The sequence below is a fragment of the Chthoniobacterales bacterium genome, assembly GCA_035274845.1.
Classification (GTDB): domain Bacteria; phylum Verrucomicrobiota; class Verrucomicrobiia; order Chthoniobacterales; family UBA10450; genus AV80.
The window spans coordinates 249,764-269,653 of the sequence record DATENU010000024.1; the positions used below are offsets into that span (position 1 = coordinate 249,764).

Annotated in this window: 12 protein-coding genes; 2 read left to right on the forward strand and 10 right to left on the reverse strand. The window is 59.8% G+C overall.

The window, feature by feature from the left end; translation table 11 throughout:
* Positions 1-8 precede the first annotated feature (8 nt).
* A complete protein-coding gene (locus VJU77_19060; protein ID HKP05457.1) occupies positions 9-2,858 on the reverse strand; it encodes a glycosyltransferase in 2,850 nt (949 codons plus the stop codon).
* Between the two features lie 38 nt (positions 2,859-2,896).
* Entirely contained in the window at positions 2,897-6,856 is a 3,960-nt protein-coding gene (locus VJU77_19065) for a glycosyltransferase (protein HKP05458.1), read from the reverse strand.
* Positions 6,857-6,985: 129 nt separating this feature from the next.
* Between VJU77_19065 and VJU77_19070 the strand changes: the two genes are divergently transcribed.
* Positions 6,986-8,047, forward strand: coding sequence for a methyltransferase domain-containing protein (locus VJU77_19070; GenBank protein HKP05459.1), 1,062 nt, complete (start codon positions 6,986-6,988; stop codon positions 8,045-8,047).
* Positions 8,048-8,101: 54 nt separating this feature from the next.
* Here the strand turns inward: VJU77_19070 and VJU77_19075 are convergent, their stop codons facing one another.
* Genes VJU77_19075 through mutS form a run of 3 tightly spaced genes read right to left on the reverse strand, consistent with a single transcriptional unit; the run spans position 8,102 to position 11,854 of the window.
* Positions 8,102-8,659, reverse strand: a complete 558-nt coding sequence (locus VJU77_19075; GenBank protein HKP05460.1) for a DUF4142 domain-containing protein — start codon at positions 8,657-8,659, stop codon at positions 8,102-8,104.
* A 37-nt stretch (positions 8,660-8,696) separates the two neighbouring features.
* A complete protein-coding gene (locus VJU77_19080) occupies positions 8,697-9,320 on the reverse strand; it encodes a hypothetical protein (GenBank protein HKP05461.1) in 624 nt (207 codons plus the stop codon).
* Between the two features lie 35 nt (positions 9,321-9,355).
* Positions 9,356-11,854 carry a DNA mismatch repair protein MutS gene (gene mutS / locus VJU77_19085; GenBank protein ID HKP05462.1) on the reverse strand — a complete coding sequence of 833 codons (2,499 nt, stop codon included), beginning with the start codon at positions 11,852-11,854 and terminating at the stop codon, positions 9,356-9,358.
* A gap of 93 nt (positions 11,855-11,947) precedes the next feature.
* Here mutS and VJU77_19090 point away from each other — a divergent pair, with 93 nt between their 5' ends.
* Entirely contained in the window at positions 11,948-13,771 is a 1,824-nt protein-coding gene (locus VJU77_19090) for a monovalent cation:proton antiporter-2 (CPA2) family protein (protein ID HKP05463.1), read from the forward strand.
* Here VJU77_19090 and VJU77_19095 read toward each other — a convergent pair.
* From VJU77_19095 to VJU77_19115, 5 genes are all read right to left on the reverse strand, one after another.
* Positions 13,768-14,685: an aminotransferase class IV gene (locus tag VJU77_19095; GenBank protein ID HKP05464.1), complete on the reverse strand. Its 918-nt coding sequence runs from the start codon at positions 14,683-14,685 to the stop codon at positions 13,768-13,770. The genes VJU77_19090 and VJU77_19095 overlap by 4 nt on opposite strands.
* 42 nt (positions 14,686-14,727) lie before the next feature.
* Positions 14,728-15,468, reverse strand: coding sequence for a hypothetical protein (locus VJU77_19100; protein ID HKP05465.1), 741 nt, complete (start codon positions 15,466-15,468; stop codon positions 14,728-14,730).
* A gap of 186 nt (positions 15,469-15,654) precedes the next feature.
* Complete coding sequence (locus VJU77_19105; GenBank protein HKP05466.1) at positions 15,655-16,890, reverse strand: hypothetical protein; 1,236 nt, start codon at positions 16,888-16,890, stop codon at positions 15,655-15,657.
* Positions 16,887-17,711, reverse strand: a complete 825-nt coding sequence (locus VJU77_19110; protein ID HKP05467.1) for a hypothetical protein — start codon at positions 17,709-17,711, stop codon at positions 16,887-16,889. Before VJU77_19110 ends, VJU77_19105 begins: the two co-directional genes overlap by 4 nt.
* A gap of 21 nt (positions 17,712-17,732) precedes the next feature.
* On the reverse strand, positions 17,733-19,520 hold the full coding sequence (locus VJU77_19115) for a M6 family metalloprotease domain-containing protein (GenBank protein ID HKP05468.1): 1,788 nt from the start codon (positions 19,518-19,520) through the stop codon (positions 17,733-17,735).
* Positions 19,521-19,890: the final 370 nt, after the last annotated feature.

Genomic DNA, 19,890 nt, shown 5'->3' on the forward strand with positions numbered 1-19,890 from the left:
TTTGAAGTTTAATCCGAGAAAGCAAGGGTCTCCTCCTTCACGCCCGGCGGAGGCGGCATCGCAGGAACCGCGAGTCGCTCCTCGGACGAGAAATCCGGCACCCGCGGAGGAAACGCGATTTCGAACCCGGGGAGATTCAGCGAGAGATTCGGATTATAAAACGGATCGCGGATCAACCGCTTGGGCCAGACGCGCTGGACGTAGCCTGCTTCCTTGAGAAAGAGCGCCTGTTCTTCCAGCGTGCGCTGGTGCCCGCGCGAGGCCGATTCGTGATGAATGAGGTTCGTGTACGGCGTCCACACAACCCAATAGCCCCGTTCGGTCAGGCGCAGGCAAAAATCGATGTCATTGAACGTGACGCTAAGATTTTGCTCATCGAACCCGCCCAGTTCTTCGAAAACTGCTTTGCGGACCGCCATGCAGGCGCCGGTCACGGCCGAGCAATTTTGCCGGAGCCAGGCGCGATTGAAATATCCCGGATGTCCGCGGGGAATACGAGGGAACGCGTGCCCGGCCACTCCGCCGAGACCAAGAATAACTCCGCCGTGTTGCAGGGTCCCGTCCGGATACCAGAGCCGCGCGCCGACTGCGCCGACTTCTTTCCGGGCGGCATGACTGACCATTTCCGTGAGCCATCCCGGCTCGTCGATTTCGGTGTCGTTGTTCAGCAAGACCAGGATGTCTCCCCGCGCCTCAGCCGCTGCGTGATTGTTGAGGCGGCTGTAGTTAAATGGACCGGCGTCGACTACGACTCGGACAAGGCCCTCGCTCTGAGCACGGCGGAAAAAGGCGAAAGTCCGTTCCTCGACCGATCCGTTATCGACGATGATAATTTCGTAGGGCTGGTAATCGGTCCGCGCCCGGATGCTTTCCACACAGCGCTCCAATAATTCCAGCCGGTCGCGCGTCGGGATGATGATGGAAGCGAGCGGCGCGGGCGTGGGCACCGCGTGAATGAAACGGTGGGACTCCGTGTTTTCAGGGCATGGCACCACGGTGCCGGGCATCTGGCGGCGTTTGCAGTAGTCCGCGATCGCGCGGCGCGCGGCTTCTTTCGCGTACGGTTTCGCGTCGGGAACGGCCGCCAGGCTGCCGGTGACCATTCGCCAGTGATAAAGAATGCGCGGAATATGCCGCACCTGTTCGGGGCGCAGTCTCGCCACACAACGAAGCGCGAGATCGTAATCCTGCGAGCCTTCGAATCCCTCCCGGAACCCGCCGATCTCGCGCAAGAGATCGGCGCGATACACCCCCAGGTGGTTAATGTAATTCTGGCCCAGAAAAAGTTCGGGATTCCAGTCCGGCTTGAAGAATGGATTCGAGCGGACGCCGTTCTCATCGATTTTGTCTTCATCGGAGAAAACCAATCCGGCGTCCGGATGGCGATCGATCTCCAGCGCCACCGTGGCCAGGGCGTGCTCCGCCATTTCGTCGTCCTGATCGAGCAGGGCGCACCAGTCGCCCGTAGCGAGCCCGATAGCTGAATTCGAGCAGGCCGAGATATGACCATTGCGCTCGCGGAACGTGATCCTGATCCGGCTCTCTTCGCGGGCAACGGCCTCCAGGAAGGGGCGCACTCCGGTATCCGTCGAAGCGTCGTCCGCAATGCACAGCTCCCAATTCTCATAGATCTGCCGGCGGACGGAGTCGATGGCTGCTTTCAGAAACTGCATGGGCGGATTGTAGACCGGGAGGATCACGGAAATCCGAGGCTTCCGCGGGAGACGCCGCAAAGCGCGCCGGAGACGCACCCTGTCGATGTCGCCAAATTGGCGGAGCCATTCTTCGTAACCGGTTGCGATGCTGGGATCGTCCAAAGGCCTCGACCGACAAACGTCTCTGAACAGCTCGCCGAACCGGATCGCCAGCCGTTCCAGCCTAAAGTGGCGTCGAAAAGTCCGCAGGCCCGCGGCGCCGATCCGATTCAACAATTCGCCATCCGTCACCAACCGTTCAATGGCGTGAGCGAGAGCCGTTGGATCGTTCGGGGGAACAAGAAGCCCATTGCTTCCGTCGCGCAGCCACTCGCTGATACCGCCGACGTCTGTGCTGACCACGCCTTTACCCAAGCCCATCGCTTCCAGGATCGTGATCGGCATGGTCTCGTCGCGCGATGGGCAGACCAGGACGTCGGCTTTCGCCAGGGCGGCGAGCGACGTCTCATGATCGCATTCGCCAGTAAACTCAATGTTATTCGTCCCGGCGGCAGCCTCTTTCACTTCGTCCGCAAACGGCTGTTCGAGAAAACGCCCGATTAGTTTGAAATTCGCTTGCGCCGCGACATCACCCGGAAGTTTACGGATCGCCTCGACGAGCACGTCCTGCCCTTTGCGCGGCTCGATGCTCGCGAGGGTGACGAACCTCGTCCCTTCCCCCTGCGGTTTCGGGGGAATCACGCCCAGGGGATCCGGAATTCCATAAGGCACCACCTCCACCGGGGTGTTCGTCAGGCCTTGGAAGACACGGGCGGTCCGTTCTGTTGGCGTCACCAGCAACGTCGCCAGATGCAGCATGGGCGCGATTTCGGGAATCTCTCGAATCAGGCGCACGGCCACGAGAGTCTCGTGCAGATACCAGATTACGGGCTTGTTCTCCGCCCGCGCGGCCCGGACCGCGTTCCAGCTGACAATCGTGTTGGCCACCACGACGTCGAATTCCGCGACCAACTCGCGGAGGCTTCCTTGTCCGGAATCATCCAGCATGCCAGGCTGAATCACGACCGGGACGTCGCCCAGGAGATCGGAAATCGGCCCTTTCTCTGGCGCGACAACCGTCAGTCTCCATCCGTCGGCATGGAGCGAACGAGCCAGGTGCAGCAGTTGGATCGGAGCGCCGGTCAGGGTCGTTTCATGGCTCACCAACAAAACCGACGGGCGCGAGCCTGACGTGTTACGGTTCACGTCTTGGTACGGATGACTTCGGCGACCAGCTCGCGGAAATCGGCGCCAAACCGTTCCTCCGAAAGTTTTTCTTCGAAGGTAGCGCGACCAGCCTCCCCGAGCTGGCGGGCCAATTCCGGCTTGCCGACGATTCGCTGGATCGCGTTCGCCAGGGCTTTGGGATCTTCGGGTTTAACGAGAATCGCGTCCTTCGCCTCGGTCAGCACTTCGCCAATTCCGCCGACCCTCGCTGAGATCACCGCTTTGCCGAAGGACAACGCCTCGAGAATCGTCACCGGCAGGGCCTCGTCCCGCGATGAACAAACCAGGACGTGGCAACGTTGAATCGCCTCCAATGCGGCGGCGTGATCGCTTTCCGCCTCGATCACCACATTTGGCAGTCGAGCCGCTGACTTCTCGATGCGAGAGCCGAATTCCGAATCCATTACCCGACCGATCAGGCGAAATTCCGTCACCTTTTGCACCCACTCGGGCAGGAGCGAAATGGCTTCCAGAAAGATATCCTGACCCTTCCGCGGTTCGATGCTGCCCAGGAGCAGAAAGCGGAGAATGTCCGGCGGTGATTCGTTCCATCCCCCATCACTCTCACCACGAACATCGGGAATTCCGTACGGCGAACAGACCACCGGTGATTCAGTACACGGCCGGTACACGCTGGCGGTCCGTTCCGTCGGCGCGAGGATAGCGTCGGCCATTGGCAAGGCCGAGCGCAGTTTCGCTTCTTCGCGCAGGTAATGTTCGCCCACCCGGGTTTCGTGCACCCACCAAATGACCGGCACGTTCGCCTTATGCGCGGCCCGGACCGCGCCCTCGGTCCGGACCGTATTCGTCAGGACACAATCGAAATCGCGCGCGAATTTGCCGAACGATTCGTGTCCGGTTTCGCAGAGCGGATCAATGATCAGCGGAATACCCGCGTTCTCGTATTTTTCGCGCAACGGCCCATCCGTCGGGGCCATCACCGTGACAAACATCCCGTTACGCGAGCACCACCGAGCGAGGTGCAGGAGCAACAGGGGCGCGCCGCTCAAGGTCAGGTCGTGCGAGACAAAAAGGAGATCGGGCGAAGCATCAATTGGTGCGGCGGGCTGGACGGCATGCATTCGGATCGGCGTCGGGGAATCGAGATGCAGCCAGTCCCGCATATTGTCCGTGAAATAGGGATCATGAGTGACGTAGCTGCCCCAGCGTTTCAGCAAAAATGTCGTCGCCTTGTCGGCCTTGCGGGGGCGACTTTTTGTTTCCGTCGCACCGATCGAGACGTGGCCGAGATGGCGCAAGGTGGCGTATGGCGTGTAAACACAGCGCAACCCGGCCTCGCGCACCTTGAAACACAGGTCAACGTCGGAATGCGCGATGGGCGTGTTGGCCGCATCGAAGCCGCCGACCTGGAAAAAATCGCTCCGCCGCATCGCCAGGCAGGCCGCCGAGAGCGCGGAGACGTCGCGCAGCGATTGCGCGAAATTGACATGCTCGGTCGAATCCGCCGCGCGCTGGTGAAAAGCCGTTCCGATCAATCCGCGGACGCCGGTGACCAGGCCGGCGTGTTGAATTTGGCCGGTCTCATAAACCAGCTTGGGCGCAACGGCTCCCACCTCAGGATTCTCGAGCGGCTCGATCAGGTTTTGAATCCAGTCGGGCTGGATGCTCTCGACATCGTCGTTGAAAAAAATCAACCGCGTCCCAGTGGCCGCTTCCGCGCCCAGATTGCATTTGTCGGAGAAGTTAAAGGGGGTGTCATAGGGCACAAAGCGAAAGATAACGTTCTCCCCTTCCAGGAACCGGAGCGGCTCGGCCAGCTTGGAGTTGGTCACCAGGATGATCTCGAGGTCGGGATATTTCGTTGCCTGCGGCAGATCGCGCAAACACGCCTGCGCGCGCATCGGCGAATCCGTCGGCACAATGATCGACACGCGCGGCCAGTTTGCGACCTTCAAGCGCGCTCGATTCGCGGTCGGGTATTCGATGATCTCAGCGGGAAGATTACGCCGGCGCATCGCTTCCCCTAAAGCGGCCAGATTGGTCTGGCGCGCTCCGGGTTTGCCCCCCGTCGACCCGGAAGCCGCGTGCTCGCGCCAGTGGTAAAGAACATGTGGAATGTGCCGAATCGATTTCGCGCGCTCCGTTGCCCGCAAGGCAAAGTCGTAGTCCTGCGACATATCGAATTCCTTCCGGAATCCGCCCAGCTCCAGGGCCAGGGAACGGCGGTAAGCGGTCAGATGCCCGATATACATCGAGGCCAGGAGAAGTTCAGGGCTCCACTCCGGCTTGAAAAAGGGCGCGTGCCGTTTTCCTTTCGCGCTCAGGCGGTCTTCGTCGCTGTAAAAAATATCGGCCTGTTCGAATTCCAGGGCAGCCCGCGCCAACTCAAACAAGGCAAAAGGGGCCAGGAGATCGTCATGGTCGACGCATGCCACCAGATCGCCGCTCGCCATTTGCAAAGCGCGGTTGGTGTTCTCCGCGATGCCGAGATTCTCCGTCAATCGCTCGATCCGAATCCGTGCCTCGCTTGCTTCCCAGCGCCGCAACGTCTCGATTGTTTCCGGGCGATCCGAGCCGCCGTCGATCACGCATATCTCCCAATTGCCATAGGTTTGAGCTGCGACGGACTGGAACATCTCCTCCAGATAATTTGCCGGAGTGTTATGGACCGGGGTCAGCAGACTGATCTTGAGGCGCGTTGAAAATTCTCCCGAACTCTGGCGCTGCCGCTCGAGGGCCGTTTCGTCCGGCTCGTGTTCGCTGATCCAGGCCGCATATCGGTCGACCGGCTGGCGGGACGCGGCCGGCGCCGCAGCTTCTTTGGAATCCGGGACTGCCTTTGGCGGGCGAGAAATCCGGAAACTGCGCGGAAGACGCTTGAGTTCGCGGACGACCCTTTCCCCAAAAGATTTGCGGACCTTCGGTCCACCCTGCACCTGAAAACATTTCCCTCCCCTCCGACAGGCAATCTTCGCGGCGTTGAGGATCTGCTTCTGGTCCTTGACCTGGGTTTTGAGTTTTTCGATTTGGCTTTTCAGCTTCTCCGCTTCCGCAACCCAGTTCCGGAGCTGCTCCTGCTGGCCGTCCATGACAAGCTGAGCCTTCGCGCGATCACGGCGCAGATTTTCGAAATGATCCTGGAGTTCCGCCTGGGCCTGTTCGAGCGCCGCAATCGAGCGGCCCTGATGGTCCATGATCGTCTGGACTTTCCCGCGGTCCGCGAGGAGCGAATCGAGCCAGATTTGCCGAACCTGGAGGGTGGCAGTGGTTTTTTCCGCCTGCTCGGCGCGCCCCAGCGCGTCAATGCGAGCCGCGGCCAGCGCGTAAATGGCGCCCAGATCCCTTGCCTCTTCGGAAGATCCAAAAAGCTGTTTCAATAGAAACGGGGCGGAAGAATCGGGCGGTGATTGTCGGGCCAAGCCGAGCCCGAGACCGGCTGGAAACTCCGTGCTCACTCGCTGGGCGGTCCATTCCGTCCAAGCCGTTTTCGGGCTATCAACCCGCTCGAGGCCGGCGCCGTGCAGCAACACGATTGCCTCTGGAGCCAGCTTGGAAGCCCAGGCGGCCAAATCGGCTCGGATTTCCGCCCCCGAGTCGCAATCATCCAGCAGCAGAAGATTGACGCTCCCCTCCGCCAGCTCCGCGAGGGCCGCGCTCGCGGAACCGAAGTAGCGAGCGCACTCGCCGTAAACTTCCTGCCCATCATCCTTCCCTTTTTCCCAGGCAGTATCGTCAGTCTCCGCCTCGCCGTCCCGCTCGCGCCGGACGGCCACGCATTCGCCATCCAGTCCCAGTTCCGTGACAGCCTGGCAAAAGGTGAAAAAGGCCTGGCCGTCGCCAAATCCTAAGGTCACCACCCTTCCCGGTTTCAAGGTCGCGATGAGGTCGTAGAGCAACGGGAGATGAAAACGAACCGGCCCGCCGGAATAAAATTTCGGCTGGAACGCGAGCAGGCTCGGCAACGTCTCGAACATCAGGAAAAGCGCGTGGTTGAACCGCTCAATAGAGGACTAAACAGGCCTGCCTGTCTAACGATTCGCAAAAATCCCTTGCTGGGCGCGGACCCTCCTTCAGAATCATCGGGAGCCGCCCGCGATTGTTAAATGGCGTGGACGAGTTTATTGGGCAGCACGATGCATCGGCATTCCTTCGATAGCATGGCAGAATTTCGGAGCCGGTACCTGGAGCCCCGCCGCCACGAGCCGCTCACGGTTATCGACCTCGGCAGTGCCGACCTGAATGGCTCCTATCGCCAGCTCTTCGCCGCTCCGCCCTGGCGTTACCTCGGGGTCGATCTCGTTCCGGGAGAGAATGTCGATATCGTTCTGCGCGATCCCTACCACTGGCGCGAGCTCGGTTCCGACTCGATCGACGTCGTCGTTTCCGGGCAAACGTTCGAGCACACGGAATTCTTTTGGGAAACGATGCTCGAAATCGCGCGCGTCCTGAAACCCAACGGGATGTGTTGCATCATCGCCCCCTCCTGCGGTCCCGAACATCGTTTCTCCCGAGATTGCTGGCGGATCTTTGCCGACGGTTTTTCGGCTGTGGCGCGCTATGCCGGCCTTGAAGTCGTGGATGTCCAAACCCAATGGGGAGACTTGCCCGACTACGATTCGGAGAGCAACAAGTGGCACGACTCGGTCCTGATCGCGCGGAAGCCGGAACGGCCTTTCGGGACCAGGCTGCGTTGGCAAATCCACTCCTTTCTGAAGCGCCTCGTCCCGCCTCCTGCTCGGGCGCCGGAGACGATTATCCAAATTTTTCATTCCCACGATGGCAGCCACAGCGAGGCCAATTCCGTCACCGCCAGAATCGGGCATGAAGCCTGGAAGGAAGTTTCAATCCTCCTGCCGCCGGGCGCGGGAGCGGCGCCGCTCCGGATCGATTTCATGAGCGACCTGACGGTGATAGACGTGGCTTCCATTGAAGTGGCCACCAAAACCGCGTCCCTGTTTCGCGCAGCCGATCCGGAGAGTTTCAAAACGATCGCCCTTGCCGGTGATGCGCAACCGATCGCTCACCCGGAGTATTTGCGACTCAAGGTCACCGGCATCGATCCCCAGTTGATTCTGCCCGCTTTGCCAGCGGTCCCCGCCGACGAAGCGATCGAAGTGAAACTCCGCCTGCTGGTCTCCGCTCCGGACCAGCCAAAAGAGGCCTGATAAAAGAAACGCGGCGCCAGGTAGGCGCCGCGTCGCTTGCAGAGTTCCTCCGAATTATTTCATTTTCGCCTGCGCAGCCTTGACCATGTCGAGGTGCTTCTTGATCACCGACGACGTTTTCGAAGCGAATGCTTTCACGTCCGCGTCGGTCCCGTCCTTGGCTTCGGCCTGAAACGCGGCCAGGTCTTTCTCGTGGTCCTTCACCATCATGTCGATGTATTCCTTGTCGAAGTTCGCGTCGTTCATCGAATGCGATTTCGATTTTTCTTTCGAAAGATCGACGCCCTTCTTCTTGGCGATCGCCATCAATTCGTTGTTCGCCTTGGTGTGATCGGTCACCATGGTGGTGCCGATTTTCTTTACTTCGGGGCTTTTGCCCTTTTGCTGGGCCATCTTGCCCATGTCGACTTCCATCATGCCGCCCTTCGCAGCCTCTTTCATGAAGGACTTGTCCTTGGCGCTGGGGCCGGCTGCCGCAGAGGGGCTGGCAGTCGGTTTTGACTGGTCCGTTTTAGGCGGCTCCTTCGCGGCCTGCGCCGCCGGGCCGAGGCAAAGCGCGCAACCGGCTGCGATGAGCACCAGGCTTGAGAGTGATTTTGTTGGTTTTTTCATAAGTGTGATCTGGTAGTTAGCGCCGGTTATCCGGCACCTACACTTCGCGTCTTTGACCGCTTTTGGACGTGGGTGTTGCGCCCCATCCGCCCGTTTTCATCGAACCCTGGGCGGCGGCGTCTCTTCCCAGCCGTGCCGCCTCCCCATCGGCGGGATCGATCTCCGCGATCCGATTATAGATCTTCGCTTCGGTATCGCTCTCTCCCAGCTCGTGATAAAGTCGGCCCAGCTCGTGCAGGAGCTTGGTATCGCGCGGTTCGTCCTCCAGCAGCGTCTGCAAGGCGAAAACCCCCAGCCGCGGCCAGCCGGCGGCCATCGCCGCTTCCTTTAAAGCCAGATTGGCCTGGCGATGATACGGTTCGTTCTCCAGGAGATCTTCGATCATTTCAATGGCCCGCTTCGGATCTTTCCGCAGCTCCCGCCGCGCTTTCATCACGGAAAGAAAAGAGGTGTTGAAGAAGGACTTCTTCCCCGCTTTCTGCCGGGTGATCGCCGTGCGACGCAAAAGCTGGCGGCCCTGGAGAAATTCCGGCTCTTCTTTCAGAATTTCCCGCAACAGGGAAATCGCGTAACCCGAATTGCGCAGCTCGATCGCCGCCAACGCTTTTCGCCAGTGACTGCGCAATGGTTCGGTCAGTTCGTTCTCGCTTCTGGGGGGCATGTCATCTGAGGGGAGGAGTGCGGTCAATCCATGTCCTAAAACAAATCCATCTGCGGTTTAACCGGCGCAACAACTACCTTCTTGCTGCGTTTTCCTTTTCTCGGCTTGGGTTCTTCCGCGGCGCCGTTCGGTTTTTCGAGGTGCGAGAGAATGTCCTTGGCGCGATCGAGAATCTCCTTCGGCACCCCGGCCAAACGCGCGACATGGATGCCGTAACTCTTGTCCGCGCCACCCGGAATGATCTTGCGCAGGAAAATGATCTGCTCGTTCCATTCCCGCACGGCCACGTTGAAGTTCGCCACTCCCTTGCGTTCTCCGGCCAGCTTCGTCAGCTCATGGTAATGGGTTGCGAAGAGCGTGCGCGCCTTGATTCTGTCGTGGAGGAATTCGGCCACGCTCCAGGCGATCGAGAGTCCGTCGAAGGTTGAGGTGCCCCGGCCAATCTCATCCAGGATCACCAGGCTGCGTTCCGTCGCGTTGTTGACGATGTTCGCCGTCTCGTTCATTTCCACCATGAAGGTCGATTGGCCCCGGGAAAGATCGTCGCTCGCGCCGACGCGCGTGAAAACCCGATCGACCAGGCCGATCTCCGCGCTCGAGGCCGGGACGAAGCTGCCGATCTGCGCCATTAACACAATCAAGGCTACCTGCCGAATGTAGGTCGATTTGCCGGCCATGTTCGGTCCCGTGATGATGGCGAGGCGCATCCGTTCGCCATCGAGATCAGTGTCGTTAGGCACGAATTTTTCCTCCGCCAGGTTCTGGTCGAGCACCGGATGGCGCCCGTCTCGGATAACCAGCCGGAGCGAATCGTTCAGCACCGGTCGGGAATAACCGTAGAGGCGCGCCGTTTCTGCCAGCGAGCAAATGACATCGAGCGTGCCAATCGCCGCCGCCGTGCTCTGGATCGGCTCCAGTTCGCGGAGCGTCTCTTCGCGGACCGTCTGGAAGAGCTGATACTCGAGTTGCCGCGCTTTTTCATCGGCACCGAGAATCTTCGACTCCATTTCCTTCAGCTCCGGGGTGATGAAGCGCTCGCCGCCCACGGTGGTTTGCTTGCGGACATAACGACCCGGCACGTTTGCGAGGTTCGATTTCGTGATCTCGATGAAATAACCAAAAACCGAGTTGAACCGGACCTTGAGCGATTTGATCCCGGTCTCGGCAATCTCGCGCTCCTGCAATTGCGCGATCCAATTCTTCCCTTCCCGGGAGCCTTGCCGGAGTTCGTCGAGGTCGGCGTTGAATCCGTCCCGAAATATTCCCCCCTCCTTCAAAACCATGGGCGGGTCCTCCACCAGCGCTCCCGCCAGCTTTTCCGTCAGCGCCGGCATCTCCTGGAGCGAGTCAAACACCCGGCGGCAGAGAGTGCCGGGCTGGGGTTCCTTGCCAAATTCCGTCCGATCGATCAGCTTCCGCAACTCCCCCTTCAATTCCGGGATTTGCTGAAGCGAAACTTTGAGCGCCACCAGGTCGCGCGCGTTGCCCGACGCCTGGCTCAACCGGCCGGCGGCGCGCTCCAGGTCCCGGATCGATTTCAAGCAGGCGCGCAGACCTGCCAGAAGATCGGCTTCGTGCAACAAATCGGCGATCAATTGCTGCCGGCACTCCAGTTCGTGGAGATCGCGCAACGGCTGCAAAATCCAGCTTCGCAATTTCCGGCCGCCCATCGGCGTGACCGTGCGGTCCAGCGCGGCGAGCAGGCTCATGTTTCGCGCCCCGCGCGATTCCACCAGCTCGAGATTCGCCTGGGTGGCGGCGTCGAGCAGGACATAATCGTCCCGCGCGTCACAACGCAGCGACGCCAGGTGATCGACTTTCCGGCGCAGCTGCTGCTTTAGGTAATGCACGATTGCGCCCGCCGCACCGATCGCCGCCGGCATCTCGCTGCAACCAAAACCATCGAGTGATTTGACCCGAAAATGTTCGCAGAGCGTGAACCGGGCGTGATCGGTCAGGAACGCGAAGTCATCGTAGGCCAGAGAGCGCGCGATCTCGCCGAACTCACCCATTTGCCGCTCGCTCACCAGCACTTCCGCGGGCGAAATCCGAGCCAGATCGTCCAGCAAAGCGCTGATGTTATTCGCTTCGGTCACGCGAAACTCGCCGGTGCTCAGCTCGGCATAGGCGAAACCAAACCGGCCCTCGTGGAAATAAACCGCGCCGAGATAATTCGGCCGGTTCGCCTTCAACAAATCCAGCTCGCTCACTGTTCCGGCGGTGATGATCTGGGTGATCTCGCGCGTGACGATTTTCCCCGGCCGCGGCTCGCTGGTTTGATCGCAGATCGCGACTCGGCGCCCCGCCTGAATCAATTTCGCGATGTAGCCCTGGGCGGCATGATAAGGCATGCCGCACATCGGCACGCTGTTCCGGTGGGTGAGCGCAAGATTCAAAAGCCCCGACGCTTCCTTGGCGTCCTCGAAAAAGAGCTCGTAAAAATCCCCGAGCCGAAAGAGCAAGAGCGTGTCCGGCGGCACCGAGGCGCGCAGCCGCTGGTATTGCTGCATCATCGGTGTAAGCGCGTCCGGCATGGTTTTCAGCTTGGAATCAAGGGGGCTGTTTTGCGAGTTTGTAATTCGACCGCCGCGTGCGGGCGCGTCGCTTACTTCCATCTACAATACAAAATGAGCGGCGGCCTCTATCAAGCATTCATCTATCTCCTGGCGGCAATCGTTTCGGTGCCGCTGGCGAAACGTCTCGGGCTCGGCTCGGTGATCGGGTACCTCCTGGCGGGCGCGGTCATCGGGCCCTACGCGTTGCGTTTCGTGGAGGGCGGCGGCGACGTCATGCACTTCGCCGAGTTCGGCGTCGTGATGATGCTGTTCGTGATCGGGCTCGAACTGCGGCCGGCGTTGCTCTGGCAAATGCGAAGGCCGATTCTCGGGTTGGGCGGGCTTCAGGTGGTGGGAAGCGCCCTCGTGCTTGGGCTGGTTGCGATTTTGTGCGGGCTCGGCTGGAAAGCGTCGCTCGCCGTCGGCCTGACGCTCGCGATGTCTTCCACCGCGATCGTGTTGCAGTCGCTCGGCGAACGCGGGCTGATGAAAACGCCGGCGGGTGAAAGTTCGTTCGCCGTTCTCCTTTTCCAGGACATCGCCGTGATCCCGATCCTGGCGCTGATGCCGCTACTCTCTCTCAATCCAGGAGAAACGACAAAGCACGAGGGATTGATCAGCAGCCTTCCCGGCTGGCAACAGGCGCTGGTGGTCGTAGCCGCGGTCATTGCGATCGTTTTTGCCGGGCGCTTTTTGCTCCGGCCGTTCTTTCGTTACATAGCCGGAACGCGGTTGCGCGAAATGTTCACCGCGACCGCGCTCTTCATCGTGCTCGGGATTGCGTTGCTCATGCAAAAGCTCGGGCTGTCCCCCGCGCTCGGGACTTTCGTCGCGGGAGTAGTGCTCGCCGAAAGCGAGTATCGGGTTCAGCTCGAAGCGGACATCGAGCCGTTCAAGGGCCTGCTCCTGGGCCTCTTCTTCATCTCGGTCGGCGCGAGCATCGATTTCTCGCTCATAGGCCAACGGCCCGGAGTGATCGCGTTAATTGTGATTGGCTTGCTCGCATTGAAGTTCGTCGTTCTGCTCGCGCTGGGCCGTGCCTTCAAATTGAGGGCGGGCGAAGGGCTGCTCTTCGCGTTCGCGCTCGCGCAGGGCGGGGAGTTCGCGTTCGTGCTCTTTTCGTTCGCGACCCAGAATTCTGTTCTGCCGGCAGACGTGGCGAATCTTCTCGTCGCTTCCGTCGCCCTGAGCATGGCCGCCGCGCCGCTCCTCCTCACTCTTGAGGAAAAATTGGTGAGGCCGATCTTTCAAAAATGTCCGTCACCGGAACGCGACGCAGACGAAATCGACGAGCACGATAATCCCGTCATCCTCGCCGGCTTCGGCCGCTTCGGTCACATCGTCGGCCGTCTTCTCCGCGCGAACGGCTTTCCGACCACGGTTCTCGATCACGACGCCGATCAAGTAGAGACGCTCGCGAAGTACGGAATGAAATCGTTTTACGGCGACGCGTCGCGGCTCGACCTGCTTCATGCAGCGGGCGCGGCCCGGGCCAAACTATTCGTCCTCGCGATCGACGACGAAACCAAGGCGCTCGAAATCATCCGCACCGTGCGGCAGGAATTCCCGCGCTTGAAGATCCTGGCGCGGGCCGCCAGCCGCCAGCACGCTTACGAAATTCTCCGGCTCGGGGTAAGTCAGGTTTATCGGGAAACGCTCGGGAGCGCGCTGGACCTGAGCATTGACGCCCTCCGCGAGTTGGGAATGGACGAGCGCCGTGCCCGACGGGCCGCCGAAATTTTCCGCAAACACGACGAAGCCTCGGTTCGCGAATTGGCCAAGGTGCCGGATGACGATGAAGACTACGTCTCGATCGCCCGCAAACACATCGAGAACCTCGAGCGCGCGCTCGCCTCGGACCTCGAGATGCGCGACGCGCCGGAAACGTCCAGCTAAACGATCGCGGTGCCTTCAGTCGTTGTTCGCTCCGCGAAAAGCGCGCTCAGCCGTTGCGTCACCGGGCCGATCTGGCCGCGGCCAATTGCCCGGCCATCCAGCGTGAGCACACCGGCTAGTTCGCCCATGGTTCCAGTGCAAAACATTTCGTCAGCGGCAAAAATATCGTCGAGCGTCAGGTCCGCTTCGCAACATAGGATCTCGTTGGCGTGGCAAATTTCCAGCACGGTCGCCCGCGTGATCCCTTCTGGACAAGCCACCACCTGCGGCGTCGCCACTTCACCCTTGCGCACGATGAAAACATGAGTCGCGTTTGTCTCCGCCACGAAGCCGCGCAGGTCGAGCATGAGCGCGTCATCGGCTCCGGCCTTGTTCGCTTCGATCTTGGCCAGGATCGAATTCAGCAAATTCGCGTGGTGAATTTGCGGATCGAGGATTTCCGGCGACGGCCGGCGCATCTTGCTTGTGATCAAAGTCAGGCCAGACTTTGCGTAAACTGGCGGCTTAAACTCCGCGAGGACGATCAACGTCGGCCCAGCCTGGTTGAGCCGGGGGTCCATTCCGGAGGTGACTTTTAACCCGCGAGTAAGCGTGAGACGGATATGGACGCCGTCCCGCATTTTGTTGCCCGCGAGCGTTTTCTTAATCTCGGCGATGATTTCTTCGTCGGCCGGAATTTCATCGAACGCCAGCGCTTCGGCGGAACGTCGCAACCGAGCGAGATGCTCGGATAGTTTGAAAATGCGCCCGTTGTAGAGTCGCAATCCCTCCCAAACCGCGTCCCCACCCTGCACTCCCGAATCGAACGGGCTGATCCCGCCTTCATCCCGATGGGCGAGCCGCCCGTTGATATTCACCAACAGGTCGCGGTTTCTCTCGTCGTATCGCTGGAGCATGATTTCATTTCTTGTCACGAGCGCCGCCGAAATCTTGACGGCTTTAAGCCGTCAAGTTTTTTAGTGCAGGCGATGTTCATACAGGCGGTCGTAATATTCGCGAGAGCGATCATACACATCGGACAAATGCGGTGGAACCGGAGGGTGGGTTTGGTCCGATCGTTTTCGGAAACCGGTCGATTGCGCCACCTCTCCATACCAATGCTTTGCCCAGATACCATCGGTCTCGCGCAAACCGGGCGGCCAGGAAAGCATCGCCTCCGTAAACTCGACGCCGACTGCTTCGCATAACAATCGCAGGATTCTCTCGGGATTCTCAAGAACGTCGTGCGCATCAATCACCGGCGGCACCAAACCGCTGCGGGCGGCGACCCAGTCGAAAATCTCCGCCTGCTGGACAAACCCGATGTCTTCCAGCGTCGGATCGTTGTTCTTCTTGAGGTAGGAAATGATCACTTCCGCCGGATCGCGGATCAGAAAGCAATTCGTGACGCTTCCCAGCCAGCTGCGATCCATTTCCGGGAGAAGATGATGCGTCATCTGTTTCTGATAATAGATGCGCTTGCCACCGGGGACCGGCCCAATCAATTGTGCGGCCACTTTGCGCCAGTCGGTTTCGCCGTGTGCAATCACTTCCTCGGCGCCAGGATGGTCGAGTCCAGTCTCGCGCAAATACCAGGCGTAAAACGGCTCGTCGCAGACAACGGTGTCCGGCCGGTTCCCCCACGCCCGCATCATTGCGGTGGAAATGTTGCGCGGCCCCGACCACATGGCGATCCGGACCGGCTGATTGTTCAGCATCGCCGGACATTCGGACGCGAAAGCGATTCTGACGAGATCAATTGGATGACTCCGCGCAAATGCACTGGGATTGCCCGGCGCTCAATCCTTGCGGCTAGATTCGCGCGGACGCTAGGGTCGAAATTCGAGACGACAGAAAGTGCTACAACCAAAGAAATAGGAAAGGAACGGCCATCTGCTTGTCACTCACGGCACACAAAGATCGGGATGAGCGAAAATACTCGTGGGGCCGGCTTTGCGAACTCTCCACGAGACTTGGGTTCCTTTTGCGCCTTCAAGTTCGACGCTCTTAGCGGCAGGCACGTTGACTTCAATGGTTTGGCCTTTTGCGTATTCGAGGAGATTGGGGAATCCCGGTACTCCGTTGACGGTGAAAACCGCCAGTGTAGCAATGACATAGCCACTCAATTCGGGATGCGAGCGAAAGGCTACGAGACGCCCCGTGATATCGGCCCAGTTTTCGATCACCTTCACATTGAACATGGATGTTTCCTGCTTTCCAGCCAGGTAATCCACCACCGCGCGAGCGATTGGCTGGCCGGTTTCTTGTTCGTAGTAGCTGTAAGCGGGAGACGGATTCACCTCGAAGCAATAGTATTCGTCGTCCGGGGTCCGCATAAGGTCAATGCCGCAGAATGGCAAACACAACGCCTGGGAAAGGCGGACGCAGCGCACCGCGATCTCAGTGGGCAATTCGATTTCGCGCATCTCCACTTGTTCGCCATCCCGGTGGGCGTAGCGGTAGTCCACCGCGGTCGTCGCAATCTCGGTGGGAAAGAGCCTATTGCCGACCACGTGGACGCGTATGTTCGTGCCCGTGATTCGCGCTTGAAATTGTGTCGGTAGCGCGCGCAATTTGGATAACTTTTCTGGATGGGAGGAATCAAATTCGCGGACGATCGATCGAATGGAACTTGTCGATTTATAAACCACGGGCCCATGCCGGCGGGCAAAGTCGACGGCCTCATCCGGCTCGTTCGTCACCAATGTCGGCGGGACGAGAAATCCAGCCCGTTGAATCCACTGAGCCTGATAGGGCTTGGATCCGTTCGATGCCATCGCTTCCGCCTTGTTCAGGACCCGGCACTCAGCCATCTCGATCCAATCGGCTAACACCGAATGGAGAAAAGCGGAGTGTTTCACTGCCTGCGGATCGGCCTGCCTCCGCCCGCGGGCGCGACTTTCGGGCAGGCCGCCGTAGTCGATCATACGGCTATAGACCCCGGTGAAATCCTTCAACGGCCACGCCGTCTCCTGCGTCCAAAGCGTCCCGCTCCACCGACCGCCTTGCTGTTCCAAGAGCAGATCGGAAAAGGCAGCCTCGCGTTGGTTAAAGACGACATGGCGAACTTCCGCCTCCGCCGCCGCGGCGAGCGCCATCGCCATCGGCGGCTCCGATGGGATGCCACAGAAAAGAATCATGCGACTTCGGCCTGCACTGGGATTTCGTTCTCTGCGGCGCGCTCCAGAAGGTGGACGACGGCCGCGAGCTCAAGGGCATCCAGCATAGGCAAAATCTCAGCGTGGCGAAAAAGCCAGCGTGCGCCGTGAGGTTGGCCCGAGGTAAAGTGAAGACGGAGAAGCAGCGCGCGAGCCAGCCGCGCGAAGGTCCGACAGGCGGGGAGCAGCCCTGGCGGCAAGTTTCCACAGACTTCCTCTCCGGCGAGCAGCACCGAATGGGCGTTGGGCCCAGGTGGCTCGGCGACAACGGCAAACCCACGCGTTGCGAAGGAGCGCCCAACCGGCCCACTGGAACCGTCCGCTAAAGGCAGGCCATCTGCCGGAAAGCGACGGAGGTTGCTCGTCAGGCGCAACCGCGGGACCGGCAGCCCGGCCTCGGTAGCTAGTCTGAGCCAGCCCGTTGGAGTACGATTCGGGGCGAAACCACGGGTTGTGACCGGATTGATGACAGGACAGGGAAATCCTTCTAACCAACTCTGGAGCAGCGCCGACATCTCCGCCCCTGCATAATCCCGGTCAGCGTTTCCAAATTGCGTGAGGTTGAGGAAAGATAACCGATGCAAGACGACACCTACCTCTGTGTTGTCGATCAGTGTGCCGTCATGCAACTGTACTCGGGAGCGGACGCCGTCCGTATCCAGACGGTGCACCCACCGCGGAGCGAGGACCAGTTCCTCCGCGGCGACGAGCCGGCATGCGCCACTTCCGTGACGGCGGGAGAGGACCGCTGCCACCGCCGCCGCCGACATGTCCGTGCGATGGGCCAGGATGAGAAACTTCATCTTGAGCGCCTCGCCAGCAACTTAGCGCTCCAAGACCTTTGTATCGTAAGAACGTTTGGCCTGCGCGGATCCCGCTTCCATCTCTTGCTGGGCCCGCGCAAGATCCTGCTCGTTGAGCAGAGCGCCTTGGGTAAGGTCTGGCCGCAACTCGCGCCCAATGAATGGCTGAGCCGTCGCGGCTTGTCCCCCTGTTCCCAGGGCAGCCTCGATCGCTTGGATACGCGTGAGCAGATTCGTCAGAACGGCCTCGTTGCCTCCGCTCAGGCTGCCAAGTTCGCCCAACTTTCCACCTTCCCCTTGCTTATCGAATCCTTTATCGAACGCCGCCGATTTGTCGGTTATTGGCTTTTCAAACTCCTTCACCGGCTTTTCGACGATGTCTTTCTCCTTGATTTCCTTGTGGTCCTTCTTCTCGAACTCTTTCCCCTCCTTATCCTTTATGATATCTTTGTGGGTATCTTTCTGATCCTTGATGATCTCCTTAATGTCTTTTTTCTCGAGCTCTTTCCCTTCCTTATCCTTGATGATATCTTTGTGGGTGTCTTTCTGATCCTTGGTGATCTCCTTGATGACCTTGCACTTGACCCGGAGAGTTGCGGTGATGATAGGACCCGGCGCACCAATCGCACTGACGGCTACACAGGTATCCTGCCCGGAATACGATTTTGAGTTAGGGGTGGATGTGTTGCTGAAGTTGGTATTGTTCGCCGTCCCCGGGTAAGGATCGCCGGCGTCACCGCGGTTGACGTTGTGTTCAAGATCTTTTTTCGCGTCGGCCTGGATGAGCGCCACCTTGTAATGATTTTCATCGGTATTGCCGCCCTGGGAATCGTCGATGTGCCATATGAGGAGACCCCCGCCAGGCAGTGAGGCATCGAATCCGGTCCTCTCGCGATTCTCCACGAGGAAGTATTCGCTGCCGGAAGCTCCGTCCTTCCAGAGCCGGAAGACTTGATGGGAGGTCTTCACATCCTCGATGTTTTTTGCACCATTAGCCATCACGTTCATGACCGATGCCCAGCCTTGGTTGGCTTTGCACCACGCCGAGGGATGCACGGGCGTGTCTCCACCCCCGCCCCAGCTTCCGCCCGCCATAAGGCAGAAGTTGCCGATGCCTTCGGAAGTGTTGTCGGTATCGTAGAGATCAGGAAAGCCGAAGAGAAGGTGCCCTAGCTCATGGCAGCACACCCCTATCTTGCAATCTTCGGGCACTGTAAGATAAGCGAATATCTTCGTTCCATCGGCTGTCCTCGCTCCCCCGTCTAACACCCACTTATGGGACCATATGTCCCCCGGATTACCGGTGACCTCTCCGCCGGGGCCGGCGTGAACGACAATGAAGGCATCGACGAACCCATTCCCGTCGTTGTCGAAGGGCGCAAAATTTACCGTTGGATCAGCGGCGGCGACGGCGTCACGCGCCATCGTACGCGCATTGGGCAGCACACCGCCCAGCCCCGCGGCGCCGTGCGCGTAAGCCGCGATGGTTTGTGGCATCGTAAAAGGCCCGACGACCTGCCCTTGGATATCGATTATGCCATGGGTCACATCCTTGTAGTACTCCCGAACGCTCTTGGTCGGCATGACTCCCTGAGAGAAAAAGAGATCGTTGAAGTGCGCTGCGGAGTGGCTCATTTGCTTGTCTGGAAAGTTGACCAAAACTACAATCACGCGCACGACGCCGGCGAGGGGGGCGCGCTCTGCCGCTCCGCTCCGGATCGCCCGCAGCGGCGTGCCGAGCGGATACTCGTCGGGAGGAACGATCATACCATCATTCAACCCCGGTGCCTGGGGCTCTGCCGCGCGCACCAATCCGCGAATGACGCTTCGTTCAGTCGCTCGGAGCGTTTTCAGCTCTGCCTTGATCTTGTCTTGAAGGTCCGGATGGGCCGCTACCATGCAGCGTCGCCCGTCATCCGTCTGGCGTGCCGCTGCGTAAGTCCTCGCGACCTGCGCCGCGAGGATCTTTGCTGCTATATGGATGTCCTCGTTTTTCATTTGATTTGTTTTGGGGAATGTCTTGGAGTTCGTTTTCCTGGGTTCGGAGGTTATCTGCCTGAATCAAAGAGGTTCATTCACTTCTACGGATGCGGCGGTTCGAAGTTCTTGCCGAAGCGCGAAATTCCGCGAAGACCAAATGAATTCCTCTTACGGAACCACTTACGATTCACTTTCCGAT